Raw genomic sequence first — 24,382 nt, forward strand, 5'->3', positions numbered from 1 at the left:
TTCGGCCTGTAAGAGTCCGGCCTGTAGCGACGTAAGGACCCTTTCTCCATGCGCGAGTTCATCGTCGAGGCCGATGGCGGCTCCCGGGGCAACCCGGGGCCCGCGGGCTACGGCTCGGTCGTCATCGACGCGGCCACGGGGGAGACCCTGATGGAGGCCGCGGAGTACATCGGCGTCGCGACGAACAACGTCGCCGAGTACAAGGGCTTGGTGGCCGGCCTCAAGGCGGCCCACCGGCTGGACCCGGACGCGTCGGTGCACGTGCGCATGGACTCCAAGCTCGTCGTCGAGCAGATGTCGGGCCGCTGGAAGATCAAGCACCCGGACATGCGGCCGCTGGCGGCGGAGGCGGCGCGGGTCTTCCCCGCGTCCCAGGTGACGTACGAGTGGATCCCCCGCGACAAGAACAAGCACGCGGACCGGCTCGCGAACGAGGCGATGGACGCGGGCAAGCGGGGGGAGCGGTGGTCGCCGTCGGCGTCCACGGCGGAACTCGACGCGCGCGCGGCCCGCGCGGCCGCGGAGGTTCCCGCCCCCACCGGCCCGCCGGGCGACGCGGCGGCGGGCGCGGCCCGGGCGCGGGCGGCGCTGGCGGGTGCGGGGCGGGGTGGCGGGGGTGCGCTTGGGGAGACCTCTCCGGGTTCTTCGGATCCTCTGGGTTCTTCGGATCCTCTGGGTTCTCCGGGTTTGTTGGGTTCTTCGGGTTCTCCGGGTTCTTCGGGTTCTTCCGCTCCCTCTTCGCGTGGCGGAGTGGTGGAGGGTGCGGACAGTCGTGCGGCGCACAGTGCCGCGCGGGTCGGCTGGGCCGCGCCCGCCGATCTCGGGGCGCCCGCGACCTTCGTTCTGCTGCGGCACGGTGAGACCGCGCTGACGCCGGAGAAGCGGTTCTCCGGAAGCGGCGGCTCCGATCCGTCCCTCTCGGACGTGGGGCGTGAACAGGCGGAACGCGTCGCCGTCGCGCTCGCCGCGCGCGGCACGGTTCAGGCGGTCGTCTCCTCGCCGCTCAAGCGGTGCCAGGAGACCGCGCGCACCGTCGCCGCCCGCCTCGGACTCGACGTACACCTCGAAGACGGCCTGCGCGAGACGGACTTCGGTGCGTGGGAAGGGCTGACGTTCGGCGAGGTGCGCGAGCGTCAGCCGGAGGAGCTGAACGCCTGGCTGGCCTCGCCGGACGCGGCGCCGCCGGGCGGCGAGTCGTTCGCCGAGGTCACCCGGCGCGTGTCGGCCGCACGCGACCGCCTGACCCGTGCCTACGCGGGCCGTACCGTCCTGCTCGTCACGCACGTTACGCCCATCAAGACGCTGGTGCGGCTCGCGCTCGGCGCCCCGCCCGAGTCCCTGTTCCGCATGGAGCTCTCGGCGGCGTCGGTGTCGGCCGTGGCGTACTACGCCGACGGCAACGCGTCGCTGCGCCTCCTCAACGACACGTCGCACCTGCGCTGACGCGCCGCGCCGGCGCAGGGCCGCGGCTAGTGCAGGCCCGCGGCTAGTGCAGGGCCGCGGCTAGCGCAGGCCCGCCGCCTCGCGGGCCAGGGACTCCACGCGGGCCCAGTCCTTCGCGGCGATGGCGTCGGCGGGCAGCATCCAACTGCCGCCCACGCAGCCGACGTTCTTCAGCGCCAGGTACGAGGGCGCGGAGTCCGGGGTGATGCCGCCCGTCGGGCAGAACCGGGCCTGCGGCAGCGGGGCGCCGAGCGACTTCAGGTAGGCGGTGCCGCCTGCGGCCTCCGCCGGGAAGAACTTCATCTCCCGTACGCCGCGCTCGAGCAGCGCCACGACCTCCGAGGTCGTCGATACGCCCGGCAGGAACGGCACACCGGAGCCCTGCATCGCGTCCAGCAGCGTGTCCGTCCAGCCCGGGCTGACGACGAACCGGGCGCCCGCCTCCACGGAATCGGAGACGTTCCGCGCGGAGATGACGGTGCCCGCGCCGACCACCGCGTCCGGGACCTCCGCGGCGATGGCGGATATCGCGTCGAGCGCGACGGGCGTCCGCAGGGTCACCTCGATCGCGGGCAGCCCGCCCGCGACGAGGGCGCGCGCCATCGGCACGGCGTCGTCGAGGTCCGAGACGACGACCACGGGGACGATGGGGGCGAGGTCGAGGACGGAGGTGGGGGAGGTGGAGGTGGAGGTGGAGGGGGACGAGGAGGGGGACGAGGAGGCGGAGTCGGAGGGCGTCATGGGGGCATCCTGCACCTACGCATGCAGCATGCGCAAAGCCCGTTGCAGATGCTGCAACGGGCTCGGCTTCCGCTCGGGGACTTCTTGCTAGTGGATCTCGCGCACCACGACATCCAGGGCCCACGGCTTGCCCGCCTTGGCCGGAGCCTCCGCCTCCACCACGTGCCCCAGGTCGCGCAGCGCCTCGACCAGCTCCGCCGGGTCCTCGGGGTTGGTCCCCGTGGTCAGCAGGGACCGCACGATCCTGCCCTTCGTCGCCTTGTTGAAGTGCGACACGACGGACCGCTTCTCGGCACCGGTCTTCTCGTCGACCTGCGCGTGCAGCACGCGAACGGTCGCCGTCCGTCCGGCGACCTCGCCCTTCGGCTTCCACGCGGCGGCGTACGCGGACGAGCGGAGGTCCAGGACGAGACCGTCGCCGGCGGCCTCGGGCATGACGGATGCCATCGGCGTACGCCAGTACGCGCCCAGCGCGCCGAGGCCGGGCAGCTTGACGCCCATCGAGCAGCGGTACGAGGGGATCCTGTCGTTCACGCCGACGGCGCCCCACAGCCCGGAGAAGACGAGGAGCGAGCGGGTGGCGCGGCGCTTGGCGGCGGTGTCGAGGGAGGCGAGGTCGAGGGCGTCGTAGAGCACGCCTGTGTAGACCTCCCCGGCGGGGCGGGCGCCGGCGGTGCGCAGCGCGGCGTTCTTCGTGACCTCGCCGCGCAGTCCTTCGCTGAGGCCGAGCACGGTGCGGGCCTTCTCCTCGTCCGCGGAGCACAACTCGACGAGCTCATCGAGAACGGTTTGCCGCGCCTGGGTGAGACCCGGCAGCGACAGTTCTTCCGCCTTGAGCGGCGCACCACGGCCTGAGGGAGCCTTGCCTTCGGACGGCGGCAGCAGGACGAGCACGGTGGGACTCCTTGGGGGGGTAGGGGGGGAGGGGTGCGGCCCCTGCGAAAGGGTACGGGGCGGTGGGGCGTCTGCGCCTTGGGTGCGTCTGTGGGTGCGTCTGTGGGGGCGGGGCCGCGGGGGTATGTGCGTACTCGCCATCCCTGCGCCCCGTGGAATGTTCCCGGCCGCCCCCGTGTGCTCGGTGCTCCGTGCGCACATACCCCCACGTCCCCTCGGGCGCGCTCGCGGCTGCGGGCGAGTGGGGGGGGCCGCCCCTACTCCCGCTGGACGTCGTGGGGTAAACGGGTGGGCGGGTGGGGAGCTTCCGCCGCGGAGCGGCGGGGTTGGTGCTCCTGCCCGCGCAGGGCGGTGGGGGGGATTGGGGGCGTGGCCCAGGGGGAGTCGAGCCCCGGCACGGGGCGCCGCAAAACCGCTCAAGCCAGGCACGCCCCCGTTACGCTCGACCCATGCCCCGCCGCCACTTCCGCGTGACCGGCGCAGCCGACGCCCCGCTGCGGGCCGCGCTGCGTGATCTGCGTACGCGACTCGACGTGCCTCAGGAGTTCCCCGCCGACGTCCTCGCGGAGGCGGACCGCGCGGCCGCGTCCCCGAGGCTCCCGGAGTACGACGCCACGGACCTGCCGCTCTTCACCGTCGACCCGCCCACCTCCGTCGACCTCGACCAGGCCATGCACCTGGCGCGGCGGGACGGAGGCGGGTTCCGGGTGTCGTACGCGATCGCCGATGCCGCCGCGTACGTCACCCCCGGCGGCCCCCTCGACACCGAGGCGCACCGCCGCGTCACCACCCTGTACTTCCCCGACGAGAAGGTCCCGCTGCACCCGACCGCGCTCAGCGAGGGCGCCGCCAGCCTGCTGCCGGGGCAGACCTGCCCGGCCGTGCTGTGGACGATCGACCTGGACGGGGACGGCCGCGCCGAGCGCACCGACGTGCAGCGCGCCGTCGTCCGCAGCCGCGCGAAGCTCGACTACGAAGGAGTGCAGGCCGCTGTCGACGGCGGCACCGCGGAGGAGCCTGTCGCCCTGTTGCGGGACATCGGCCGGCTGCGCGAACAGCTGGAGGTCGAGCGGGGCGGCGTCTCCCTCGACGTACCGGAGCAAGAGGTCATCGAGCGCGACGGAACGTACGAGCTCGGGTTCCGCGCCCCGCTCCCCGCCGAGAGCTGGAACGCACAGATCTCGCTCCTCACCGGCATGGCCGCCGCCGAGCTCATGCTCGCCTCGGGCGCCGGCATCCTGCGGACGCTGCCCACCGCCCCCGACGGCGCCGTGGGCCGCCTGCGCCGCACCGCGCAGGCGCTGCACATCGACTGGCCGCACCACGTGTCGTACGCGCGGCTCGTACGCTCCCTCGACCCCCGCACGCCGCACCACGCCGCCTTCCTCCAGGAGTGCACGACGCTGCTGCGCGGCGCGGGCTACACGGCGTTCCGCGACGGCGACCTGCCCGAGCTCACCACGCACGCCGCCGTCGCCGCGCCCTACGCCCACTGCACCGCCCCCCTGCGCCGCCTCGTCGACCGTTACGCCACCGAGCTCTGCCTCGCGGCCTGCGCGGAGGCGCCGGCCCCGGAGTGGGCGCTCGCCGCCCTGGACGAGCTGCCCAAGGAGATGGCGGACGGCACGCGGCGCGGAAACACGGTGGAGCGGGAGTGCGTGGACATCGTCGAGGCCGCCCTGCTCCAGGGGCGGGTCGGCGAGATGTTCGACGCGGTCGTAGTGGACGTCAAGGACGGCGAACCGGCCGTAGGGACCGTGCAGTTGACCGAGCCGGCGATCGTGGCCCGGATCGAGGGCGGCACGGCGAAGCTGCCCCTCGGGGAGCGCCTGCGGGTCCGCCTCACCCAGGCGAACCCCGGCACGGCCAAGGTCCGGTTCGCACCCGCGTGAGGGCGGGGTGACGGCCGTCCGGGGCGTGTCCGCGTGAGGGGTGGTGCGGTCGTCCGGTTCGTGGCCGCGTGAGGGGTGGTGCCGTCGTCCGGTTCGTGGCCGCGTGAGGGGTGGTGCGGCCGTCTGGTTCGTGTCCGCGTGACGGCGGTGGGCCCTCGGTTCGTACCCGCGTGAGAGCCGTGACGGTTCCGGTCAGCCCGTGTGAGGGCGTGGTCGTTCAGTTCGTGCCCGCCTGCGCCTGCGCCGGGGCCTGAGAGGGGGCGGCCGCTCGTGCCGCCAGCCGCTCCCTCAGCGCCTCGTGCAGCCGCTCCGGTTCGTCCGCCTGGAGTCGGACCGTCGTCACCTCGCGCCCCTTGCCCAGGAAGCCCACAGCGGTGACGGGTTCGGTCAGTGTCAGCGTGAGTGACGTCGTCGAGGCGACCGGCAGGGCGAGGACGCCGTCGGCGGGCTCGTGTGTGAACAGCCGCTCTGAGCGCACGGCGTCGATCAGCGCGAGCGGTATCCGCAGGTCCCGGTGCGCGTCCTGGCGCACCCGCAGCGCGTCCGGCGAGAGCACGTGCGGCCGGGTGACGGACGCCGCGTGGATGCCGATCATCAGGATCACGCTGTAGACGTCGATGAACAGCATCACGGCGTGAGCGGTGGGGAAGTCGCGCAGCAGGACTGCCATTCCGAACGCCTCGACGACACAGACGAACGTCAGGCCGTACATGATCGCCGCCTGACCGCGGGCGTGCCCGAAGGCGCGTTCCCCCGCCGACCGGTTCACCCCGTGCCGCCGCCGGGTCACCCACATCACGAGGCTGACCAGTATGCGGAGTTCGTGCCCGGCGAGGTGGTGGAGGGGGGTGGTCGGGACGGTTGATCTGAGCCGATCCGCCCATCGGCGGAGCCTCGTGCGGGAGTTCATGGTCCGGCCTCCTTCTCCGTGCCGCGCTCCTTCTCCGTGCCGCGCTCCTTCTCCGTGCCGCGCTCCTTTTCCATGCCGCGTTCCGCCTCCGCGCCGCGCTCCGCGAGCATCCGCATGGCGCGGCGCACCGCCTCCGCCTGCGCGGGCGCGAAGTCGGCGAAGAAGGCCTCCAGGAAGCCGTCGTCACGGACTCCGCGGCCCCCGGCCACCGCCGGCGCGGCCCCCGTCCCGATCTCGGCCAGGAGGGAGTCCGGCAGCATGGCGGCGAGCGTCGACGCGGCCGCGTCCACCGCCGCGCCGGTACGCGGATCCGCCAGGTCGGCGTCGGCGAGGGCGTCGAGCCGCGCGTACACCTCGTGGGCCCGCTCCACCGCGTCCGGCGTGCCGAGGGCCGGGCGGATCGCGGCGAGGAAGGCGTCCCGGTCCTCCGGCGACGCGGTGGTGTCGAGCAGGACGAGGAACTCGCGGTCCTTCGCCGCCATCACGGACTCGGGGCCCGGTCGCCCCTCCGCGGAGCGCGCCATCTCGCCGAAGAGGTCGGCCAGTTCGGGGGAGACGGGGCCCTCGGGCGAGAGGCGTCCGCGCCCCGCTTCGTCGAGCAGCGACCGCAGCCGTCGCCTGCGCTCGCGGATCGCGTTCTCCTGCCGTGCGAGGTCCGCGTCCAGTTCGCCGAGGACCTCGGCCAGCTCGCGCCCGGCGTCGTCCGCGAGCACGTCCCGCACCTCGGCGAGGCCGAGGCCGAGCTCGGTGAGCCGCCGGACGCGGGCCAGGACGACGGCGTGCCGCAGCGCGTACGCGCGGTAGCCGTTGGGGCGGCGCTCGGGCTCCGGCAGCAGGCCCTGGTGGTGGTAGTGCCTGATGGCACGGGTGGTGATGCCGACCAGGTCGGCGAGTTCTCCGATCCGCATGAGCTCAGTAGAAACGTTGACGCTGCGGCAAGGTCAAGCGTCGGCGTCAGCGTTCGGCGTCGGCGGGGGCGGGGGCGGGGGAGGGGTGGGGTGGGCCGCGCAGGGCCCGTCGCCGCGGAGTTCGCATGGATCCCTTGACGGCTAACAGCGTTAGCCTTATGTTGTGGCTAACAGCGTTAGCCGTCGCCCTCGCGGCTCACAGCCCGCGAGGATCCATACCTCGGAGGAGGACCACATGAGCACCCTGACCCACACCCCCGACGACACCGGCGTGAAGCGCGCCCTCGCCGTCACCCGGCGTACCGCCTGGTTCGCCAACGCGCTCTTCTGGACCGCCTTCGCCGTGCTCGAAGGCGTCAACCACGGGTGGCTCGCGGGCCTGCTCGCCGGTGCGTTCTTCATCGCCCCCGACCTGACGTTCCTCGTGGGCCTGCGGGACGCGCCCCACATGGCCAAGGGGCAGTTACCGCCCCGCGCCGTCCCGTACTACAACACCGCCCACCGCGCGCTGCTCCCCGTCGCGCTCATCGCCCTCTACACCTTCACGCCCGTCGTCTGGGCGCCCGCCTTCGCCGCTCTGTGCGGCTGGCTCGCCCACATCTCGTACGATCGCGCCTTCGGCTATGGACTGCGGACGAAGGACGGCTTCCAGCGTGTCTGACCAGAACGAGCGCCTCACCCCCCGCGCCAGGGAGATCGTCGCGGCCGCCCGCGACCTCTTGGAGGAGTCCGGTGCCGAGAAGCTCACGATGCGCTCGCTCGCCGACCGGCTCGGCATCAAGGCCCCCTCCCTCTACAAGCACTTCCCCGACAAGTCCGCCGTCGAGGTGGAGCTCGTCGCGCAGATGCTCGACGAGTCCGCCGCTGCCTGCGAGGCCGCGGAGGCCGCCGCCCCTGGCTCCCTCGACGCCCTGACCGAGGCCTACCGCGCCTACGCCCTGCGCCACCCCCACCTCTACCGCCTGGCCACCGAACGCCCCCTCCCGCGTCACGCCCTGCCGCAGGGCCTGGAGGAGCGGGCCGCCGCACCCCTGATGCGGGTCTGCGACGGCGACACCGACCTGGCCCGCGCCGCCTGGGCGTTCGCGCACGGCATGGTCATCCTGGAGATCCACGGACGGTTTCCGGAGGGCGTGGACCTCGGGGCGGCATGGAAGAGGGGCGCGCGGGCGTTGGACCGGTGAGACGACATGAGCCGCACGGACGGTACGGGCCGTACGGGCGGTGATCCATCGGGGGAGCCGGCAGCGCATGGACCACGGGACCACGAGGGCGAGCAGCCGTTCTCGCGAACGAGCCGTCTGGGCCCGCGCCCCGCTCGGCCACCGCAACCCGCCCCTCGACCTCCTCACCGCCCGCTTCGACCGGCACCGCTACGCGCCGCACTTCCACGAGGAGTTCACCGTCGGCGTCTGCGTCGACGGCTTGGAGGTCATCGACTACCGCGGCGGGCGGCTCGACGTCGGGCCCGGCTCCATCGTCGTCCTCGCCCCCGGCGAGGTGCACACCGGCGGCCCCGGCGCCACGGGCGGCTACGCCTACCGCGCCATGTACCCGGCACCGCTCCTCCTGGCCGAGGGCACCACCGCCCCGCCGCACTTCCGCGACCCCGTCGTCGACGACCCCGAACTCGCCGCCGCCCTGCGCGCCGCCCACACCGAACTGAGCGCGCACGCCGACCCGCTGGAGGCCGAGTCCCGGATCCCCTGGCTGCTCGCCGCCCTCGCCCGCAGACACGGCACCGCCCGCCCCCTCGACGGCCGCGACGACCGCGTTCCCGGCGCCGACCACATCGCCCGCACCGTGCGCGGCCGGCTCGCCGACGAACTCCTGACCCCGCCCACCCTCAGCGAACTCGCCGCCCCGCTCGGCCTCTCCCGCTACCAGCTCCTGCGTGCCTTCCGTACGTCGACGGGAATGCCGCCCTACGCCTGGCTCGCCCAGCACCGCGTGACGCTGGCCCGCGCCCACCTGGAAGCGGGACTGCGCCCCTCCGAAGTGGCCCATCTGGTGGGCTTCGCCGACCAGGCGCACCTGACGCGCTGGTTCCGCCGGGTGCTCGGGGTGACCCCGGCGGTGTACCGCAGCAGCGTCCGCAGCGGCAGCGTCCGTCGCAACAGCGTTCAAGACACCGGCCGGTGACGCGGCCGAAACTGCCCGCATGACGGCACGCGGCTGGTTCCTCTTCTCCCTCATGGGTGTCCTGTGGGGCATCCCCTATTTCATGATCAAAGTGGCGGTCGACAGCGATCTGTCGCCGTCGGTGGTGGTCTTCACGCGCTGCGCGCTCGGCGCGGCACTGCTGCTCCCGTTCGCCGTACGGAAGGGCGGACTCACCGGCGTCCTCAGGACGCACTGGCGTCCCATGCTCGTCTTCGCCTGCGTGGAGATCCTCGGCCCCTGGTGGACGCTGACCGACGCGGAGCGCCGTATCTCCAGCTCCACGGCCGGGCTCCTCATCGCCGCCGTCCCGATCATCGGCGCCCTCCTCGCCCGCTTCTTCGGCGACACGGAACGCCTCGGCGCGCGCCGCCTCACCGGTCTCGGCCTCGGCCTCGCGGGCGTCGCCGTCCTCACGGTGCCCCACCTGACGGGCGGCGACGCCTGGTCCCTCACGGAGGTCATGCTCACCGCCCTCGGGTACGCCATCGCGCCGCTGATCGTGGCCCGGCACCTCCGCGACGTCCCCACCCTGCAACTGATCGCGCCCTGCCTCGCCCTGGCCGCGCTCGTCTACGCCCCCGCCGCGGCGGCGTCCCGGCCCGCCGCAGTGCCCGACACCGCGACCCTGGCCTCCCTCGCGGGCCTCGGCGTCATCTGCACGGCGCTGGCCTTCGTCGTCTTCCTCGAACTGATCAGGGAAGCGGGACCGACCCGCGCGGTCGTCTTCACGTACGTCAACCCGGCCGTCGCGGTCGCGGCGGGCGTCACGTTCCTCTCCGAGCCGCTGACGGGGGACGTCGTGGCGGCCTTCGCCCTGATCCTCGCCGGATCGTTCCTGGCGACGGCGGCCGCGGCGCCGAGCCGGGGGGACCGGCGGGTACCATGGACGGCACGGCAGACGAGCTGGGCGGGCGGCCGCGTGAAGACCCCTTCGGGGGCCCTTCCCGAGGAACGTCCGGGCTCCACAGGGCAAGGTGGTGGCTAACGGCCACCCGGGGTGACCCGCGGGACAGTGCCACAGAGAACAGACCGCCGGGGACCGCAAGGCCCTCGGTAAGGGTGAAACGGTGGTGTAAGAGACCACCAGCGCCTGAGGTGACTCAGGCGGCTAGGTAAACCCCACCTGGAGCAAGGTCAAGAGGAAGCGCCTCTTCCCAGGAAAAGGTGCTTCTGCGCGGATGATCGAGGGCTGCCCGCCCGAGTCCGCGGGTAGACCGCACGAGGCCGGCAGCAATGCCGGCCCTAGATGGATGGCCGTCACCGCGACGTCCGCGAGGACCCGCGGTACAGAACCCGGCGTACAGCCCGGCTCGTCTGCCCCACCCGCTCCGGCCCGCCCGGAGCGGCGCACCACCCCGGCCCGCGCCCGCTGGGCCGCAGCCTGCCGGGCCTTCCTCGGTACGCGCGTACGCTCCCGATGCGGAAGGCTCGCCATGACCTCGACCCCCCAGGACGACCGCCCCGGCACCCCCGCCGACCTGCCCGCCGTCTCCTCCTTCGCGGACCTCGACCTGCCGGCCGCGCTGCTGCGGACGCTCGACGAACTCGGCGTCACCGAGCCCTTCCCGATCCAGGCCGCCACGGTGCCCAGCGCCCTCGCGGGCCGGGACGTCCTGGGGCGCGGCCGTACCGGCTCCGGCAAGACGCTCGCCTTCGGGCTGCCGCTGCTCGCCCGGCTCGCCGGACGGCGCGCCGAGCCCAAGCAGCCCCTCGCGCTGGTCCTGGTGCCCACCCGCGAGCTGGCCCAGCAGGTCACCGAGGCCCTCACGCCGTACGCGGAGGCGCTGCGGCTGCGGATGGCCACCGTCGTCGGCGGCATCTCGATCGGCCGCCAGGCCGCCGCGCTGCGCGACGGCGCCGAGGTCGTCGTGGCCACCCCCGGACGCCTGCACGACCTCATCGACCGCAAGGGCTGCCGGCTCGGGCACGTCCGGATCACCGTCCTCGACGAGGCCGACCAGATGTGCGACATGGGTTTCCTGCCGCAGGTCACCGAGGCCCTCGACCAGGTGCGCGAGGGCGGGCAGCGGATGCTGTTCTCGGCCACCCTGGACCGCGACGTCGACCAGCTGGTCAGCGACTACCTGAACGACCCCGTCGTCCACTCCGTCGACCCGTCCGCGGGCGCCGTCACGACGATGGACCACCACGTCCTCGTCGTCCACGGCCCCGACCGGTACGCCGTCGTCACCGAGATCGCCGCCCGCGACGGCCGCGTCCTGCTCTTCCTGGACACCAAGCACGCCGTCGACCGCCTCACCCGGCACCTGCGGGACAGCGGGGTGCACGCCGAGGCGCTGCACAGCGGCAAGTCCCAGCCGCAGCGCAGCCGCACCCTCGCGCGGTTCAAGGACGGCCAGGTCACCGTCCTCGTGGCGACCAACGTCGCGGCCCGCGGCCTGCACGTCGACGACCTCGACCTCGTCGTCAACGTGGACCCGCCGACCGACCCCAAGGACTACCTGCACCGGGCGGGCCGCACCGCGCGTGCCGGTGAGTCCGGCCGTGTCGTCACGCTGGTGCTGTCCGGGCAGCGGCGCGAGACCGTTCAGGTGCTGACCGAGGCCGGCATCGAGCCGAGGACGACCAAGGTGCGCTCGGGCGAGGCGGAGCTGTCCCGGATCACCGGGGCGAAGGCACCTTCCGGCACCCCGCTCGACGGCGGCACCGCCGCGGGCCGCGCCAAGAACCACAACGCCCCCTTCCGCGGCCTCGGCAGCACGAAGGAGAGCCCGGGCGGTACGGGTGGCAAGAGCGGCAAGTCCTCGCGGAAGTCCGCCGAGGCCCGCAAGCTCGCGGAGGCCCGCAGGGCGGCGCGGGTGCGGCGCGGGGGCTGAACCCGGCCTCGCCACGGGGGTGTCAGCAGTCCTCCGTGTGGCTGAGGTGGATCAGATGGGCCACCGTGGGCGCGGCGCGCTTGCTGCGGATGCGGCGCAAGTACGTGCTCACGGTGTGCACGCTGATGCCCAGACGCCGGGCGATCTGCTTGTGGGAGAGGCCTGCCGCGATATGGGCCAGCACCTGACGCTCCCTGTGGGACAACGCCGGCGGGTTCGGTGGGCGGCTGCTTACTGGCATCTTCCCTCCGGGAGGGACTGTCAACACGTACGACGGCTGTAGCCGCAACGTGATCTAACCACGCTTGTGAAGAAACAGAAAGGAAACCCCGCGCACCCAGGGGAAACGTGGCGCTACTGAGCGCGACGGGCGGTGTCAAGTCCCCAATTCGAGGGACTGTGGGCGGGCTTCGGCGCGGGTGAGTGTGAAGGCGGCCTCGGCTGAGCGCAGCCGTGCGCGTTCTCAAGGCAGCCCGGCCCGTGGACCAGGGGGGAACTTGCGGCACTTTCGCCTGCTCGTCGTGGGCAACGGCATATCGGCGTACGGCAGTTACCTGAACATGGTCGCCCTCAACGTCTTCATCTACGAGGTGACCGACAGCGCCCTGGCCGCTGGAATCTTCATGGCCGTACGCCTGTTGACCAGCGTCGTCTCCGGCTTTGTGAGCGGGCGGCTGGTCTCGGCGCACGACCGGAAGGCTTTGATGGTCGGCGCCGATCTCACACAGTGCGCCGCCATGATAGCGCTGCTGGTCGCGCCCGACGGGGGCCGCGCGGGACTGCTGTACGTACTGGCCGTCGTGACCGGCTTCTGCTCCACCCTCTCCGGTGTCGCGCTGCGCAGCAGCATCCCCGAGATCGTCGGGGGCGACCTGCGGCTGCGCGCCAACTCGCTGCTCGCGACCGGGCGTTCCCTCGCCATGATCGCCGGCTTCGCCTCCGCGGGCGTCGTGGTCGCGCAACTGGGCTACGTCGCCGCGATCTCCCTGGACGCCGCCACCTTCGCGGTCTCCGCGTGCGTCCTGCTCTCCCTGCCGATCCGTACGCGGGCGCGGCGGGAGAAGGAGGGGGATGTCCGGGAGGGTGCGGGGAAGGGCGGCTCGACGGGTGGCTCGGAGGGTGATTCCGGAGGGCGTGGCGTCGGTGCGATGGTTCTGCTGCGGGCGGCACCCGTGCTCGCCGTGATGATCGCGCTCAGGGCCGCCGACGGCCTCGGCTCCTCCTCCCACAACGTGGCCCTGCCGGTCTACTCCAGCGACCTCGACCCGTCCCATCCGGCCACGTTCGTCAGCCAGTTCTGGGCGACGTGGGCCATCGGCAACATCGTCATGCAGCAGGTGTGCGGGCGGTGGGCCGGGCGCGGCGGGCGCCAGGGTCCGGGGGAGCGGGCGTTCGCGGTCGGGGCCTGCGTGATGTCGGCGGCGTTCATCGTGGTCTTCGCCGGACTGCCCACGTATGTGGCGGTCGCGGCCGCGCTCGTGGCGGGCATGGCCGACGGGCTCACCGAGATCGCCTACGTGACCCGGCTGCAGGCGGCCCCCGACGAGCGGCGCGGCAGGCTGTTCGGGCTCTCCGCGTCGGTCGAGAACACCGGATTCGGCCTCGGCATGCTGGTCAGCGGCGCGCTCCTGGACCGCTTCTCGCCGTTCCAAGTCGTGGGCCTGCTGCATGGGTTGGCGATCGCCCTGTGCTTCGGGATGTTCGTCGTCCTGGTGCGCCAGGGGCGGAGAGCGGCGTCCGACGACCCCTTGCCGGTGGCGCAGGATCCGCCGCACCGGCAGGGCAGTGAACCCGTGGAGCGCGAGAGCGAGGCCCGATGACCGCCCCCGCCGCAGCCGCCGGTACCGCAGCCGCCCGTACCGCCGCCACCCCGGCCCGTGACGCCGTGGCCGTCATCGGCATGTCCTTCCGGCTGCCCGGCGCCGATACGCCCGAGGAGTTCTGGCGCACGATCCACGACGGCGCCGACCGCATCCGCCGCTTCACCGAGGCCGAACTCGCCGCCGCCGGGGTGCCGGAGGAGGTGTACCGGGCCGAGGAGTTCGTCGGGGCGAGCGGGGTTCTCGACGGGATCGCGGGCTTCGACGCGGCGTTCTTCGGGATGAGCGCGCACGAGGCGCGGATCACCGACCCGCAGCAGCGGCTGTTCCTGGAGTGCGTGCACCACGCGCTGGAGGATGCGGGGTACGCGGGCGAGGGGGCACGCTCCGGCCGCGCGGGAGAGGGGGCGGACTCCGGGTACGTGGGGGAGGGGATGGGCTCCGGGTCCGCGGGGGCACCGGGGCAGGGCGGCTGTGACGTGGGGGTGTACGCCAGTACCGGCTATCACCTCTACTCCCTCCAGACGTACCTCCAGAACAACGTCCTCCAGGGCGGCATCGCGGACTGGGTCGCGGGACTCCAGGTCACCATCGGCAACTTCACCGACTTCACCGCCAACCGCGCCGCCTACCGGCTCGGCCTCACCGGCCCCGCCGTCAACATCCAGACGGCGTGCTCCAGTTCGCTCACCGCGGCCTACATCGCCGCGCAGTCCGTGGTCGCGGGCGAGTGCGACATCGCCGTCGCAGGAGCCACCGCCCTCCACGTGCCGCAGGTGCTCGGCTACCAGTACGTCAAGGGGTCCATCCTCTCCAAGAGCGGCCGCCTGCGCCCCTTCGACGCCGACGCGGACGGCACCGTCGGCGGCACGGGAGTCGTGGCGCTGGTGCTCAAGCGCCTGGACCGGGCCGTCGCGGACGGCGACCACATCCACGGCGTCATCCGGGGCTGGGGCGTCAACAACGACGGCGCGGACAAGAAGGCGTTCAGCGCGCCCAGCGCGGACGGGCAGCGCGGAGCGATCCGCCGCGCTCTGGAACGGGCGGGCGTCGACGCGGGCACGATCGGCTATCTGGAGACGCACGGCACCGGCACCTTCAAGGGCGACCCCATCGAGTTCGAGGGCGCCACGGCCGCGTTCCGCGCCGACACCGACCGCACGGGCTACTGCGCGCTCGGCTCGGTCAAGGCCAACATCGGCCACCTCGACGTGTGTTCGGGCCTCGCGAGCCTGGTCAAGGCGCTTCTGGTGCTGCGGCACCGCGTCATCCCGCCGATGGCCAACTTCCGCCGCCCCAACCCCGCCCTGGACCTCGCGGCCAGCCCCTTCCACATCCCCACGACCGCCCGCCCCTGGCCCGCGGGCGACGTGCCGCGCAGGGCCTGCGTCAGCTCGTTCGGGGTCGGCGGCACCAACGTCCACATGGTCCTGGAAGAGGCCCCCGCGCCCGCGCCCCGGCCGGCCGCCGACGCGCCGCCGCCCCCGGGCGTCCTGGTGGTCTCCGGCCACACGGAGGAGGCGCTCACCGACAACACCACGGCCCTCCGCGACCATCTGCGCGCGCACCCCGCGACGCACCACGCCGACCTCGTGACCACGCTGGCCCTGGGCCGCTCCCACCGAAGACACCGGCTCGCGGTGCGCGGCGACACGGTGGCGGCGCTGACGGGAGCACTGGACGACTGGCTCGCGGGGCCGCGCCCACGGCCGTCGGGCGGGGGCGATGTCGGGTTCCTCTTCACGGGGCAGGGCAGCCTCCACCGGGGCGCGGCCCGTCCCCTGTACGAGCGCTTCGCCGTCGTACGCGAGGTCCTTGACGCCTGCGAGCGGCAGTTCGCCGACCTCACCGGCGGGGCCAGCCTCCTCGGCCCGCTGCTCGGTGACACCGGGGGCCAGGACTCGGGGGAGCCGGTCCTGGCCACCGAGGTGGCGCAGCCCGCCCTCTTCGCGTTGCAGTGCGCACTCGTCCGGCTGTGGCGGGAGGCCGGGATCGAGCCGTACGCGGTGGCGGGGCACAGTGTGGGGGAGTACGGCGCGCTGTACGCGGCCGGTGTGCTGAGCGTCGAGGACGGGCTGCGGCTGACCGCCGGGCGGGGCGGCCTCATGCGGGAGCGGTGCGCGCCCGGCGCGATGGTCGCCGTCCCGACGGACACGGACACGGCGCGGAGGCTGGCGGCCCAGGTGCCCGGCGTGGAGTTCGCCGTCACGAACGGCGAACACAGCCAGGTCCTCGCGGGCCCGGCGGCCGCCGTGGAGCGTCTGACGGAGCTCCTCGCCGAGCACGGCGTCCACGCACGCGGACTTCCGGTGCGGCACGCCTTCCACACGGCCCTCATGGACCCGGTGCTCGACGGGCTCCGGGAGCTCGTCGGCGGGGTGGAGCGGCGGGGGAGCCGCGTGCCGTTCGTGAGCGGCCTCGACGGGCGCACGCGGCCCGCCGACTGGGTGCCGGACGCCGATTATTTCGTACGGCAGGCACGCGAGCCGGTCCGATTCGCCGACGTACTGGGGGAGTTCGGAACCTCTTACGACAACGTTGGCGCGCTGGTGGAGATCGGCCCGCACACGACCCTCAGCGGCCTCGCACGCCACGCGCTCCCGGGCCGGGCCGCGCATCCGACGCTGCGGCGCGGCGCGGGGCTCGCACCGCTGTGGGACGCGGCCGCCGGGCTGTACCGGGCCGGGGCGCCGGTCGGCTGGCGGACCTTCGTGGGCGGCACGGGCGGCCGCAGGATCCCGCTGCCCGGATACCGCTTCCAGCACAAGGACTACTGGACGGGGCCGGAGAACCACCTCCCCCGGCCCGTGGAACCCGAACAACCGGAACAACTCGAACAACCCGAACTACGCGAACAACCGATCAGGGATGGGGCGGAAGTGGCACAGGACGAGGCAGCGGTCGAGCGGGTGCTCCAGCACATCATCAAGGTGACCGCGAAGCACCTCAGCTACGACACCAGCGAGATAGCCGAGAACGCGTCCTTCTTCGACCTCGGCGCGGACTCGCTCCAGATGATCGGGGTGCTGCGGGAACTGGAGGAGGAGCACCGGGTCAAGGTGTCGATGCGGGAGCTCTTCGAGGAGGCGGGGACGGCGCGGGGTCTCGCGGTGATCATCGCGGCGAAGTCCGCCGGGTCGGAAGGACCGCCGCCGCGTGCGACGGTTCCGACGGTTCCCGCGCCTGTGGCGCCTGCCTCGGTTACCCCGGTTACCCCGGTTGCTCCGGTCGTCCCGACTGCTCCGGTTGCGCCGGCCGCGAGTGCGGTGGCCGCGTCCTCCGTCGAGTACGCCACCCGTCGCGAGGTCGACGACCTGGTCCGTCAGGTGCACCAGCTGTCGCAGATGCAGCTCCAGCTGATGGGACAGCTGTCCCAGTTGCTGGCCGCGCAGACCGCTCACGTCGCGGCCGCCGCAGCCGCCGCCGACGGGCAGGCGGGCCGGTGAGCGCGGTCGAGCAGGACGGCCGGTCCGCCTCCGCCGCCGTCGACCAGGACCTCGCCGCGATGGCCGAGCTCTCGCGGCGCATCGCCCGCCAGCTGGGCACCCCACAGGAGACGGAGGCCCCGACGCTCCGGCCCGCCCAGCACGGACCGCGCCCGGAGGTCGCCCGCGGCTCCGGCATGATCCGCGGCAACGCCTCCGACACCCAGCGGGCCCACCTCGACGACCTGGTGCGCCGCTACACCGCGAAAACGCCCACGTCGAAGAGCATCGCCCAGCGCTACCGGCGCGTGCTCGCCGACAGCAGGGCGGCGGTCGGCTTCCGCAGCAGCACGAAGGAGATGCTGTACCCGATCGCGGGGCGGCGTGCGCGCGGATCGTCGCTGGAGGACATCGACGGCAACCGGTACGTCGACATCACCATGGGGTTCGGTGTCCTGCTCTTCGGGCACGAGCCCGCCTTCGTCACCGAGGCGGTCCGCGAGCACCTCTCGCGCGGCATCCAGCTCGGCCCGCGCAACGTGGAGACCGGCGAGGCCGCCGAACTGCTCGCCGAGCTGACCGGCATGGAGCGCGTCGCCTTCGCCAACTCCGGTACGGAGGCGAACTCCGCGGCCATCCGGCTCGCCCGCGCCGCCACCGGACGCTCCCGCATCATCACGTTCGAGGGCGCGTACCACGGCCACAACGACAACGTGCTCGGCCGCTCCCCGCGCACCGGCGGCGAAGGCCTGACGACCGTCCCGATGTCCGCGGGGGTCCCGCACAACGCCGTCGCCGACCTGCTCGTCCTGCCGTACGGCGGCGAGGAGAGCCTCGCGGTCATCGAGCAGCAGGCCGCCGACATCGCGGCGGTCGTCGTCGAACCCGTGCAGAGCAGGCATCCGTCGCTGCGGCCCGCCGACTTCGTACGGCGGCTGCGCGAGCTGACGCGGCGGCACGGCATCGTGCTGCTCTTCGACGAGATGCTGACCGGCTTCCGCCCCGCGCCGCGCGGCGCCCAGGAGCTCTACGGAGTCACGCCCGACCTCGCCACCTACGGGAAACTGCTCGGCGGCGGCTTCCCCATCGGCGCGATCGCCGGCCGCGCCGACATCATGGACGGCATCGACGGCGGCCACTGGAGCTACGGGGACGACAGCTACCCGGCCGCCGACACCACGTTCTTCGGCGGCACGTACATCCAGCACCCGGTGTCGATGGTCGCCACCCGCGCCGTACTCGCCCACCTCAAGGAGCACAGCCCGCGGCTCCAGGAGCGGCTGAACGCCCGCACGGACGAACTCGCCGCCACGCTCAACGCCTTCTTCGAGGCGGAGGGGTACGCGCTGAGCATGAGCCACTTCGGCTCGATGTTCCGCTTCGAGCACCGCGCGGACATGGAACTGCTCTACCACCACCTGATGCTGCGCGGCGTGCACGTGTGGGAGTGGCGCAACTTCTTCCTGTCCACCGAACACACCGACGACGACCTCGAGTTCATCGTGGACGCGGTGAAGGACTCGCTGCGGGAGCTGCGCGGGGCGGGCTTCCCGCTCGGGAACCCGCCCACCAGGCCCGTGAACCGGCCCACCAGGCTCGGGAACCCACCCGCCAAGCGCGAGAACCCGCCCGCCAAGCCGAAGGCCATGGCCTGGAACCGCGCGGCCGCGACCGCCCGGCGACCGGAGCGGGTGGAGCAGAAGCCCCGCCCCCTCGACTTCGGCGTCTACTTCTTCGGGGACTACCCGCAGGACGAGGCGACGTCCGCGCACGGCAAGTACGACCACCTCCTGGAGACCGCCCGGTTCGCCGACCGCCACGGTTTCCACTCCCTGTGGATCCCCGAGCGGCACTTCCACTCCTTCGGCGGCCTCTTCCCGAACCCCGTCGTCCTCGCCGCCGCGCTCGCCCGCGAGACCGGACGCATCCGCATCAACGCGGGCTCCGTCGTCCTGCCGCTGCACGACCCGATCCGTGTCGCCGAAGAGTGGTCGATGGTCGACAACCTCTCCGGCGGCCGGATCGGCATCGGCTGCGCGAGCGGCTGGCACGCCAACGACTTCGTCTTCTTCCCGGAGCGCTTCGGCTCCCACAAGGAGCTGATGTACGAACAGGTCGCGGAGGTGCGGAAGTTGTGGCGCGGCGAGCCCGTGCGCCGTACCACCGGGAACGGCGAGAGCGACCTGCGGCTGTTCCCCCGCCCCGTGCAGGACGCGCCGCCCATGTATACGGCGGTCGTCGGCAACCCCGCGTCGTACGAGCTGGCGGCGCGCAACGATGTCGGCATCGTCACCAACCTCATGACCCAGAGCGTCGAGCAGCTCCGCGACAACGTGGCGCTCTACCGCCGTACGCGCGCCGAGTGCGGCCTGGACCCGGACGCCGGGCACGTGGCCGTGCTCCTGCACACGTACCTCGCCGAGGACCACGCGGCGGCCCGCGCCGTCGCCCGCGACCCCCTGGCCCGGTACATGCGCTCGTCCCTGTCCCTGTTCGGCAACGTGGCGAACAGCCTGGGCCAGAAGATCGACATGTCCTCGATGAGCGAGGACGACCTGGACGTGGTCTTCCGCCGCGCCTACGACCGCTACTGCGACCAGCGCGCCCTCATCGGCAGCCCCGAGAGCGTGCGGCCCGTCGTGGACGCGGTGCGCGCGGCGGGCGCGGACGAGGTCGTCGGGCTCGTCGACTTCGGCGTGGAGCCCGCGGCGCTGCGGGAGGGGCTGCGGCACTTCGACGGGTTGCGGGGTGCGTACGAGGCGTGTACGGACCGCCAGGAGGGCCCGGAACCGGCCCCTGTTCAGGTGGCCGTCGACCGAGGCGCGCCGCTCTCCCCCGGCCAGCAGCGCGTCTGGTTCCTGGAGCGGATGCTGCCGGGCCGCACCGCGTACAACGAGACCAAGGCCATTGAGCTCGATGGCCCGTTGGACGTCCCCGCGCTGCGGGCCGCGCTCCGCGACCTCGCCGCGCGCCACGGCCAGCTGCGCACGGTCTTCCGTGAAGTGGCGGGCGAGCCACGCCAGTTCATACTCCCGCCCGGCGAGGTGGACTTCGAGGTCGTCGACGGCGCGGGCGGCGGAGACACCGTCGCCGCCGTACTCGGCGAGGAGAGCGAGCGCCGCTTCGACCTGGCAGAGGGCCCGCTGTTCGTCACGCGCCTCGTCCGGCTCGGCGAGCGGCGCCACGTCCTCGTACTGTCCCTGCACCACATCGTGATGGACGCGGCGTCGGCGGCCGTGCTCGCCCGCGACGTGTCCGCCCTCTACCGCGCGCAACTGCCGGGCGGACGGGCGGCGGGCCTCCCGGCCCTCACCCGCACCTACGAGGACCACGCCCGCGAACAACGCGACGCGCTGAAGGACCCCAAGGCGGCCGAGGACCTCGCGTACTGGAAGAAGGCGCTCGACGGCGACCTGCCCGTCCTCGACCTGCCGACCGACCGGCCGAGGCCCGCGGTGATGACGTCCAACGGTCGCGCCCTGTTCCGCACGCTGGACAGTGAACTCTCGGCGCGTGTACGGGAGTTCAGCCGCTCCCGCCGCAGCACCCTCTTCATGACCCTGCTCACCGGCTACGCGGCCGCACTGCACCGGGTCACCGGCCAGGACGATGTGGTCGTCGGCACGCCGATGTCCGACCGCGGGCCCGAGTACGAGGACGTGGTCGGCTTCTTCGTCAACACGCTCGCGCTGCGCCTCGACCTCTCAGGGAACCCGGACTTCGGCACGCTCCTCGACCGTGTGCGCGGGGTGGCCCTGGACGCGTACGACCACGCCGACGTGCCCTTCGAGGTGGTCGTACGGGAGCTGGCGCCGCCGCGCACCCTCGACCGCACGCCCGTCTTCCAGACGCTCGCCGAGTTCGAGACGGGGGACCCGTTCCGCTTCGACCTGCCCGGGGTGCGGGCGACACCGCTCGACTCGGGCCCGGACAAGGCGCTGACCGACCTCAGCGTCTACTTCACCGACCTGCCGGATGGCATCCGCTGCCACCTGGAGTACCACACGGACCTCTTCGACGAGGCGACGATCGACGCGCTCTTCGGGACGTTCCGGGACATCCTCGCGGAGGCGGTGGGCGCGGAGGTCACGGATGCGGACGTCGCGAACGCGGGCGTCACGAACGCGGGCGTCACGGGCGCGGTGCCGAGGGAGTGGTGCCACGGCCCGGTCCGGCAGCGGACGAGCAGCACCGTCGACTCGCTGACGTCGCGGTGGGCGCAGGTGGCCCCCGGCCGCACGGCGGTGATCAGCGGTGAAGACGAGCTGACGTACGGCGAGTTGGAGGAGCGGGCGGAACGGCTCGCGGCCGTGCTGCGCACCGTCGAAGGGGCCGGCGCACCGGTGGCGCTGTGGCTGCCGCGCGGCGCCGACCTGATCGTCGCGATGCTCGCGTCCCTCAAGTCGGGACGCGGCTACGTCCCACTGGACCCGGCCCAGGGCACGGCACGGGCCGAGACGATCCTCGCGGAGAGCGCGGCGCGGATCCTGGTGACGAACGGAGGCGCGGACCCGGGCGCCGCTCGGCCGAAGCCCCCGGCCGGAACCACGCTGGTGGACGTGACGGCAAGCACGCCGGAGGGCTCGCGCGGGGCCACGCCCCCCGGCGCGCCCACCGCCACCCCCGACTCCCTCTGCTTCGCCATCTACACGTCCGGCAGCACCGGGACCCCCAAGGGCGTCGCCGTCCCGCACCGGGCCGTCGTCGATCTCTGTCAGTGGCACCACGAGCGGTTCGGGTTCACCGTGGACGACCGGAGCGCCGCCGTCTGCAGCCAGGGCTTCGACGCCGCCGCGCTGGAGATCTGGCCCGCGCTGACCGCGGGCGCCACCGTCGTCGTGGCCGACGAGGCGGTCCGCAAGGACCCCGCCGCGCTGGCCCGCTGGTACGGGGACCGGCGCGTCACCTTCTCGATCCTGCCGACCGCCCTCGGCGAAGCGGTCCTGGCACTCCCCGAGCCTCAACAGCCGCCCCTGCGCCACCTGTTGCTCGGCGGCGACGTGATGCGCACGCGTCCGCGCCCCGGCGTGCCGTACGAGACGGTCAACGTGTACGGGCCCACCGAGGTGACCGTGCTGTGCACGGCGGCGACGGTCGGGCCGCGCGGCCCGGACGGGCCCGACCTGCCGATCCCGATCGGCCGTCCCGTGCACAACGTCACCCTCCGGGTGCTCGGCGCGGACGGCCGTGAGGTCCCCGCGGGGGAGGCCGGGGAGCTGTACGTCGGCGGGCCCGGCGTGGCCACCGGGTACCTGGGGCGGCCCGAGCTGACGGCCGAACGCTTCGTCCGTGATCCGCGCGGCACCGACGAGCGGATGTACCGCACCGGCGACCTGGTGTGCTGGAACGACGAGGGCGCGCTGGAGTTCCGCGGCCGTACGGACGACCAGGTGAAGGTGCGCGGTTACCGTGTCGAGCCCGAAGAGGTGTCCCGCGCGCTCAACGGTCTCGCCGGAGTGCGCGACGCCGTCGTCCTGGCCCGCCGCGACCACCACGGCGACGCCCGCCTGGTGGCGTACGTCGTAGGCGAAGGCGTCCGGGAGGGCCTGCGCGACGTCGACGTACCCGCCGCGCAGGCCCTCTGCGACCGTCTGACCGCTGAGCTCGCCGAGCGGCTGCCGGACCACCTCGTGCCCCGCTCCTGGGCCGTCCTGCCCGGGCTTCCCCTCTCCGGCAACGGCAAGCTGGACCGCGCCGCCCTGCCCGCGCCCGGCATCGTGACCAACCCCGCGGCGCCCCCGCACGCCGCCGGTTCCGCGGGACCGCCGTCCGTCGAGGCGCGGCTCAAGCGGCTCTGGGCCGGGGAGTTCGACGTCGAGGTGTCGGCGATCACGCCGGACGCGTCCTTCTTCGAGCTCGGCGGCCACTCGATCACGGCGATCCGGCTGGCCAACGGGGTGCGGGAGGAGTTCGGCACGGAGTACCCCGTCGCGCGCTTCTACGAGGAGCCCACGTTCCGGGCGATGGCCGCCCACCTGGCCAGGGACGGAGTCCGCCCGGCGGGAGACGGCGAGGCCGCGCGGCCCGGTGGCACGCCGGCCCGCGCCCCCCTCACCGCCCAGCAGTCCGCCTTCCTCACCCGTCACCGCACCCACCCCCGCCCGCAGATCTACAACGTGGCGATGCGGCTCACCCTGACAGGAACGCTCGACGTACCGGCCCTGCGCACCGCGCTCTCCCAACTCATCGCACGGCACGAGGCGTTGCGGTCGCGCTTCGTGGCGGACGGCGACGGGGAGTGGTGGCAGGTGGCGGTGCGGGCGCGGCCCGTGAGCCTTCCGGAGGAGGACCTGTTCGCGCGGCTGGGATCGGCGGACGCCGCGGCCGAGGAGGCGGAGCGGCTGGCGGGGGAGACGGCGGCCGTCCCCTTCGACATCGAGACCGAACTCGCTCCCGTACTGCGGCTGATGCGCGTGGACCGCGACCGCTGGGTGCTGCTCTTCGTCCTGCACCACGCGGCGTGCGACGGCTGGTCGGTCAGTCTGCTGCTGCGTGAACTGGCGGCGCTGTACGGGACCGCGGTCACCGGTGCCCCGCACGGCCTGCCGGCCGCCGAGAGCCTCCCGCAGCCGGGCGAGTACGCGCGCTGGCAGCGCGAGCACAGCCGTACGCAGGACAAGGGCCGCCTGGTCGACTACTGGGCGCGGGAGTTGGCGGGCGCCCGCTACGAGATGCCGCTGCCGTTGGACCGGCCCCGCCCCACGGAGCTGAGCGGCGCGGGCGACGTGGTCCTGTTCACGGTGGACAGGGAGACCCGCGCCGACGTGGAGGCGCTGGCCCGGCGGCACCGTACGACTCCCTTCGTGGTGACGGCGGCCGCGTTCGCCCGGCTGGTCGCTGAGGTGGGGGAGGCGGGGCCGGACGTCGTGCTCGGCATCTCCCACGCCAACCGCGAACGGCGGGAGTTCGAGGCGCTGGCCGCCTGCACGGTGTCGTCCTTCACGCTCCGGGTCCGGGGTGACGGGGCCGCGTCGTTCGGGGCGCTGGTGGATCAGGTGGCGCGCAGCTCGGTCGGTGCCATCGACCATGCGGCGCCGCTCCGCGCGGTGGCGGCGGACGTGAGCGCGGCGCTGGGCACGGAGGTGCCGGACCGGCTGCCGCTCGGCTTCCAGTACCAGAGCTCTCTGGAGACGGAGGTCGAACTGCCGGGCCTGGCCACGGCGGTGGAGGACCTCGCGGTCCCCGGCGCGCGCTCCGAGTTCAACTTCGGGCTGATCCCGACGGGCGACGTGCTCTCCGGGTACCTGGAGTACTCGACCGACCTGTGGGACCGGTCCACGGTCGAGGCCTGGACCGAGGCGTACGGCCGGCTCCTGGCGAGGGAGGTGAGGGCGGCGCTCCGGGGCTAA

General features: G+C 73.4%; 14 protein-coding genes, 1 other RNA gene and 1 pseudogene. 11 read left to right on the forward strand and 5 right to left on the reverse strand.

Annotated features, from left to right (window positions below; all coding sequences use genetic code 11):
• The first annotated feature begins 48 nt into the window (after positions 1-48).
• On the forward strand, positions 49-1,443 hold the full coding sequence (locus AC07DO_RS03920; RefSeq protein WP_479056834.1) for a bifunctional RNase H/acid phosphatase: 1,395 nt from the start codon (positions 49-51) through the stop codon (positions 1,441-1,443).
• 60 nt (positions 1,444-1,503) lie between these two features.
• On the opposite strand, the gene AC07DO_RS03925 is transcribed toward AC07DO_RS03920, so the two are convergent.
• Both AC07DO_RS03925 and yaaA read right to left on the reverse strand, forming a co-directional pair.
• Entirely contained in the window at positions 1,504-2,184 is a 681-nt protein-coding gene (locus tag AC07DO_RS03925) for a bifunctional 4-hydroxy-2-oxoglutarate aldolase/2-dehydro-3-deoxy-phosphogluconate aldolase (RefSeq protein ID WP_479056836.1), read from the reverse strand.
• Between the two features lie 87 nt (positions 2,185-2,271).
• Positions 2,272-3,078 carry a peroxide stress protein YaaA gene (yaaA, locus tag AC07DO_RS03930; RefSeq protein ID WP_479056839.1) on the reverse strand — a complete coding sequence of 269 codons (807 nt, stop codon included), beginning with the start codon at positions 3,076-3,078 and terminating at the stop codon, positions 2,272-2,274.
• 449 nt (positions 3,079-3,527) lie between these two features.
• Here yaaA and AC07DO_RS03935 point away from each other — a divergent pair, with 449 nt between their 5' ends.
• Positions 3,528-4,970 (forward strand): RNB domain-containing ribonuclease, encoded by a 1,443-nt coding sequence (locus AC07DO_RS03935; RefSeq protein ID WP_479056841.1) that lies wholly within the window; start codon positions 3,528-3,530, stop codon positions 4,968-4,970.
• Positions 4,971-5,187: 217 nt separating this feature from the next.
• On the opposite strand, the gene AC07DO_RS03940 is transcribed toward AC07DO_RS03935, so the two are convergent.
• Together AC07DO_RS03940 and AC07DO_RS03945 are read right to left on the reverse strand one after the other, a co-directional pair.
• Positions 5,188-5,880 (reverse strand): hypothetical protein, encoded by a 693-nt coding sequence (locus tag AC07DO_RS03940; RefSeq protein ID WP_479056843.1) that lies wholly within the window; start codon positions 5,878-5,880, stop codon positions 5,188-5,190.
• Positions 5,877-6,788, reverse strand: a complete 912-nt coding sequence (locus tag AC07DO_RS03945) for a MerR family transcriptional regulator (RefSeq protein ID WP_479056845.1) — start codon at positions 6,786-6,788, stop codon at positions 5,877-5,879. Before AC07DO_RS03945 ends, AC07DO_RS03940 begins: the two co-directional genes overlap by 4 nt.
• Before the next feature lie 235 nt (positions 6,789-7,023).
• Between AC07DO_RS03945 and AC07DO_RS03950 the strand changes: the two genes are divergently transcribed.
• From AC07DO_RS03950 to AC07DO_RS03975, 6 genes and pseudogenes are all read left to right on the forward strand, one after another.
• Positions 7,024-7,449 carry a DUF4260 family protein gene (locus AC07DO_RS03950; RefSeq protein WP_479056847.1) on the forward strand — a complete coding sequence of 142 codons (426 nt, stop codon included), beginning with the start codon at positions 7,024-7,026 and terminating at the stop codon, positions 7,447-7,449.
• Positions 7,442-7,972, forward strand: a complete 531-nt coding sequence (locus AC07DO_RS03955; protein ID WP_479056849.1) for a TetR/AcrR family transcriptional regulator — start codon at positions 7,442-7,444, stop codon at positions 7,970-7,972. The genes AC07DO_RS03950 and AC07DO_RS03955 overlap by 8 nt, the downstream gene beginning before the upstream one ends.
• Before the next feature lie 67 nt (positions 7,973-8,039).
• The gene (locus AC07DO_RS03960; protein ID WP_479056851.1) at positions 8,040-8,930 is read left to right on the forward strand and encodes an AraC family transcriptional regulator; all 891 of its coding nucleotides are present in this window, start codon (positions 8,040-8,042) and stop codon (positions 8,928-8,930) included.
• Positions 8,931-9,012: 82 nt separating this feature from the next.
• Positions 9,013-9,732 (forward strand): annotated as a pseudogene (locus tag AC07DO_RS03965) (DMT family transporter); the annotation flags it as partial.
• A 118-nt stretch (positions 9,733-9,850) separates the two neighbouring features.
• Positions 9,851-10,268: RNase P RNA component class A (gene rnpB / locus AC07DO_RS03970), an RNA gene on the forward strand.
• A gap of 116 nt (positions 10,269-10,384) precedes the next feature.
• Positions 10,385-11,788, forward strand: coding sequence for a DEAD/DEAH box helicase (locus tag AC07DO_RS03975; RefSeq protein ID WP_479056854.1), 1,404 nt, complete (start codon positions 10,385-10,387; stop codon positions 11,786-11,788).
• A gap of 22 nt (positions 11,789-11,810) precedes the next feature.
• Here AC07DO_RS03975 and AC07DO_RS03980 read toward each other — a convergent pair whose 3' ends face one another.
• Positions 11,811-11,972, reverse strand: coding sequence for a LuxR C-terminal-related transcriptional regulator (locus AC07DO_RS03980; RefSeq protein WP_479056856.1), 162 nt, complete (start codon positions 11,970-11,972; stop codon positions 11,811-11,813).
• A gap of 313 nt (positions 11,973-12,285) precedes the next feature.
• Here AC07DO_RS03980 and AC07DO_RS03985 point away from each other — a divergent pair, with 313 nt between their 5' ends.
• From AC07DO_RS03985 to AC07DO_RS03995, 3 genes are read left to right on the forward strand one after another with little or no spacing between them, the layout of a single operon-like run.
• Positions 12,286-13,608: an MFS transporter gene (locus tag AC07DO_RS03985; RefSeq protein WP_479056858.1), complete on the forward strand. Its 1,323-nt coding sequence runs from the start codon at positions 12,286-12,288 to the stop codon at positions 13,606-13,608.
• On the forward strand, positions 13,605-17,054 hold the full coding sequence (locus AC07DO_RS03990; RefSeq protein ID WP_479056860.1) for a type I polyketide synthase: 3,450 nt from the start codon (positions 13,605-13,607) through the stop codon (positions 17,052-17,054). Before AC07DO_RS03985 ends, AC07DO_RS03990 begins: the two co-directional genes overlap by 4 nt.
• On the forward strand, positions 17,051-24,382 hold the full coding sequence (locus AC07DO_RS03995) for a MupA/Atu3671 family FMN-dependent luciferase-like monooxygenase (RefSeq protein WP_479056862.1): 7,332 nt from the start codon (positions 17,051-17,053) through the stop codon (positions 24,380-24,382). The genes AC07DO_RS03990 and AC07DO_RS03995 overlap by 4 nt, the downstream gene beginning before the upstream one ends.

The organism is Streptomyces sp. NPDC045678 (assembly GCF_056432085.1).

Coding starts and splice junctions, on each gene's coding strand:
- AC07DO_RS03940 (WP_479056843.1), bottom strand. CDS start 5,880: ATGAACTCCCGCACGAGGCTCCGCCGATGGGCGGATCGGCTCAGATCA.
- AC07DO_RS03990 (WP_479056860.1), top strand. CDS start 13,605: ATGACCGCCCCCGCCGCAGCCGCCGGTACCGCAGCCGCCCGTACCGCC.
- AC07DO_RS03925 (WP_479056836.1), bottom strand. CDS start 2,184: ATGACGCCCTCCGACTCCGCCTCCTCGTCCCCCTCCTCGTCCCCCTCC.
- AC07DO_RS03960 (WP_479056851.1), top strand. CDS start 8,040: ATGGACCACGGGACCACGAGGGCGAGCAGCCGTTCTCGCGAACGAGCC.
- AC07DO_RS03945 (WP_479056845.1), bottom strand. CDS start 6,788: ATGCGGATCGGAGAACTCGCCGACCTGGTCGGCATCACCACCCGTGCC.
- AC07DO_RS03950 (WP_479056847.1), top strand. CDS start 7,024: ATGAGCACCCTGACCCACACCCCCGACGACACCGGCGTGAAGCGCGCC.
- AC07DO_RS03935 (WP_479056841.1), top strand. CDS start 3,528: ATGCCCCGCCGCCACTTCCGCGTGACCGGCGCAGCCGACGCCCCGCTG.
- AC07DO_RS03975 (WP_479056854.1), top strand. CDS start 10,385: ATGACCTCGACCCCCCAGGACGACCGCCCCGGCACCCCCGCCGACCTG.
- AC07DO_RS03920 (WP_479056834.1), top strand. CDS start 49: ATGCGCGAGTTCATCGTCGAGGCCGATGGCGGCTCCCGGGGCAACCCG.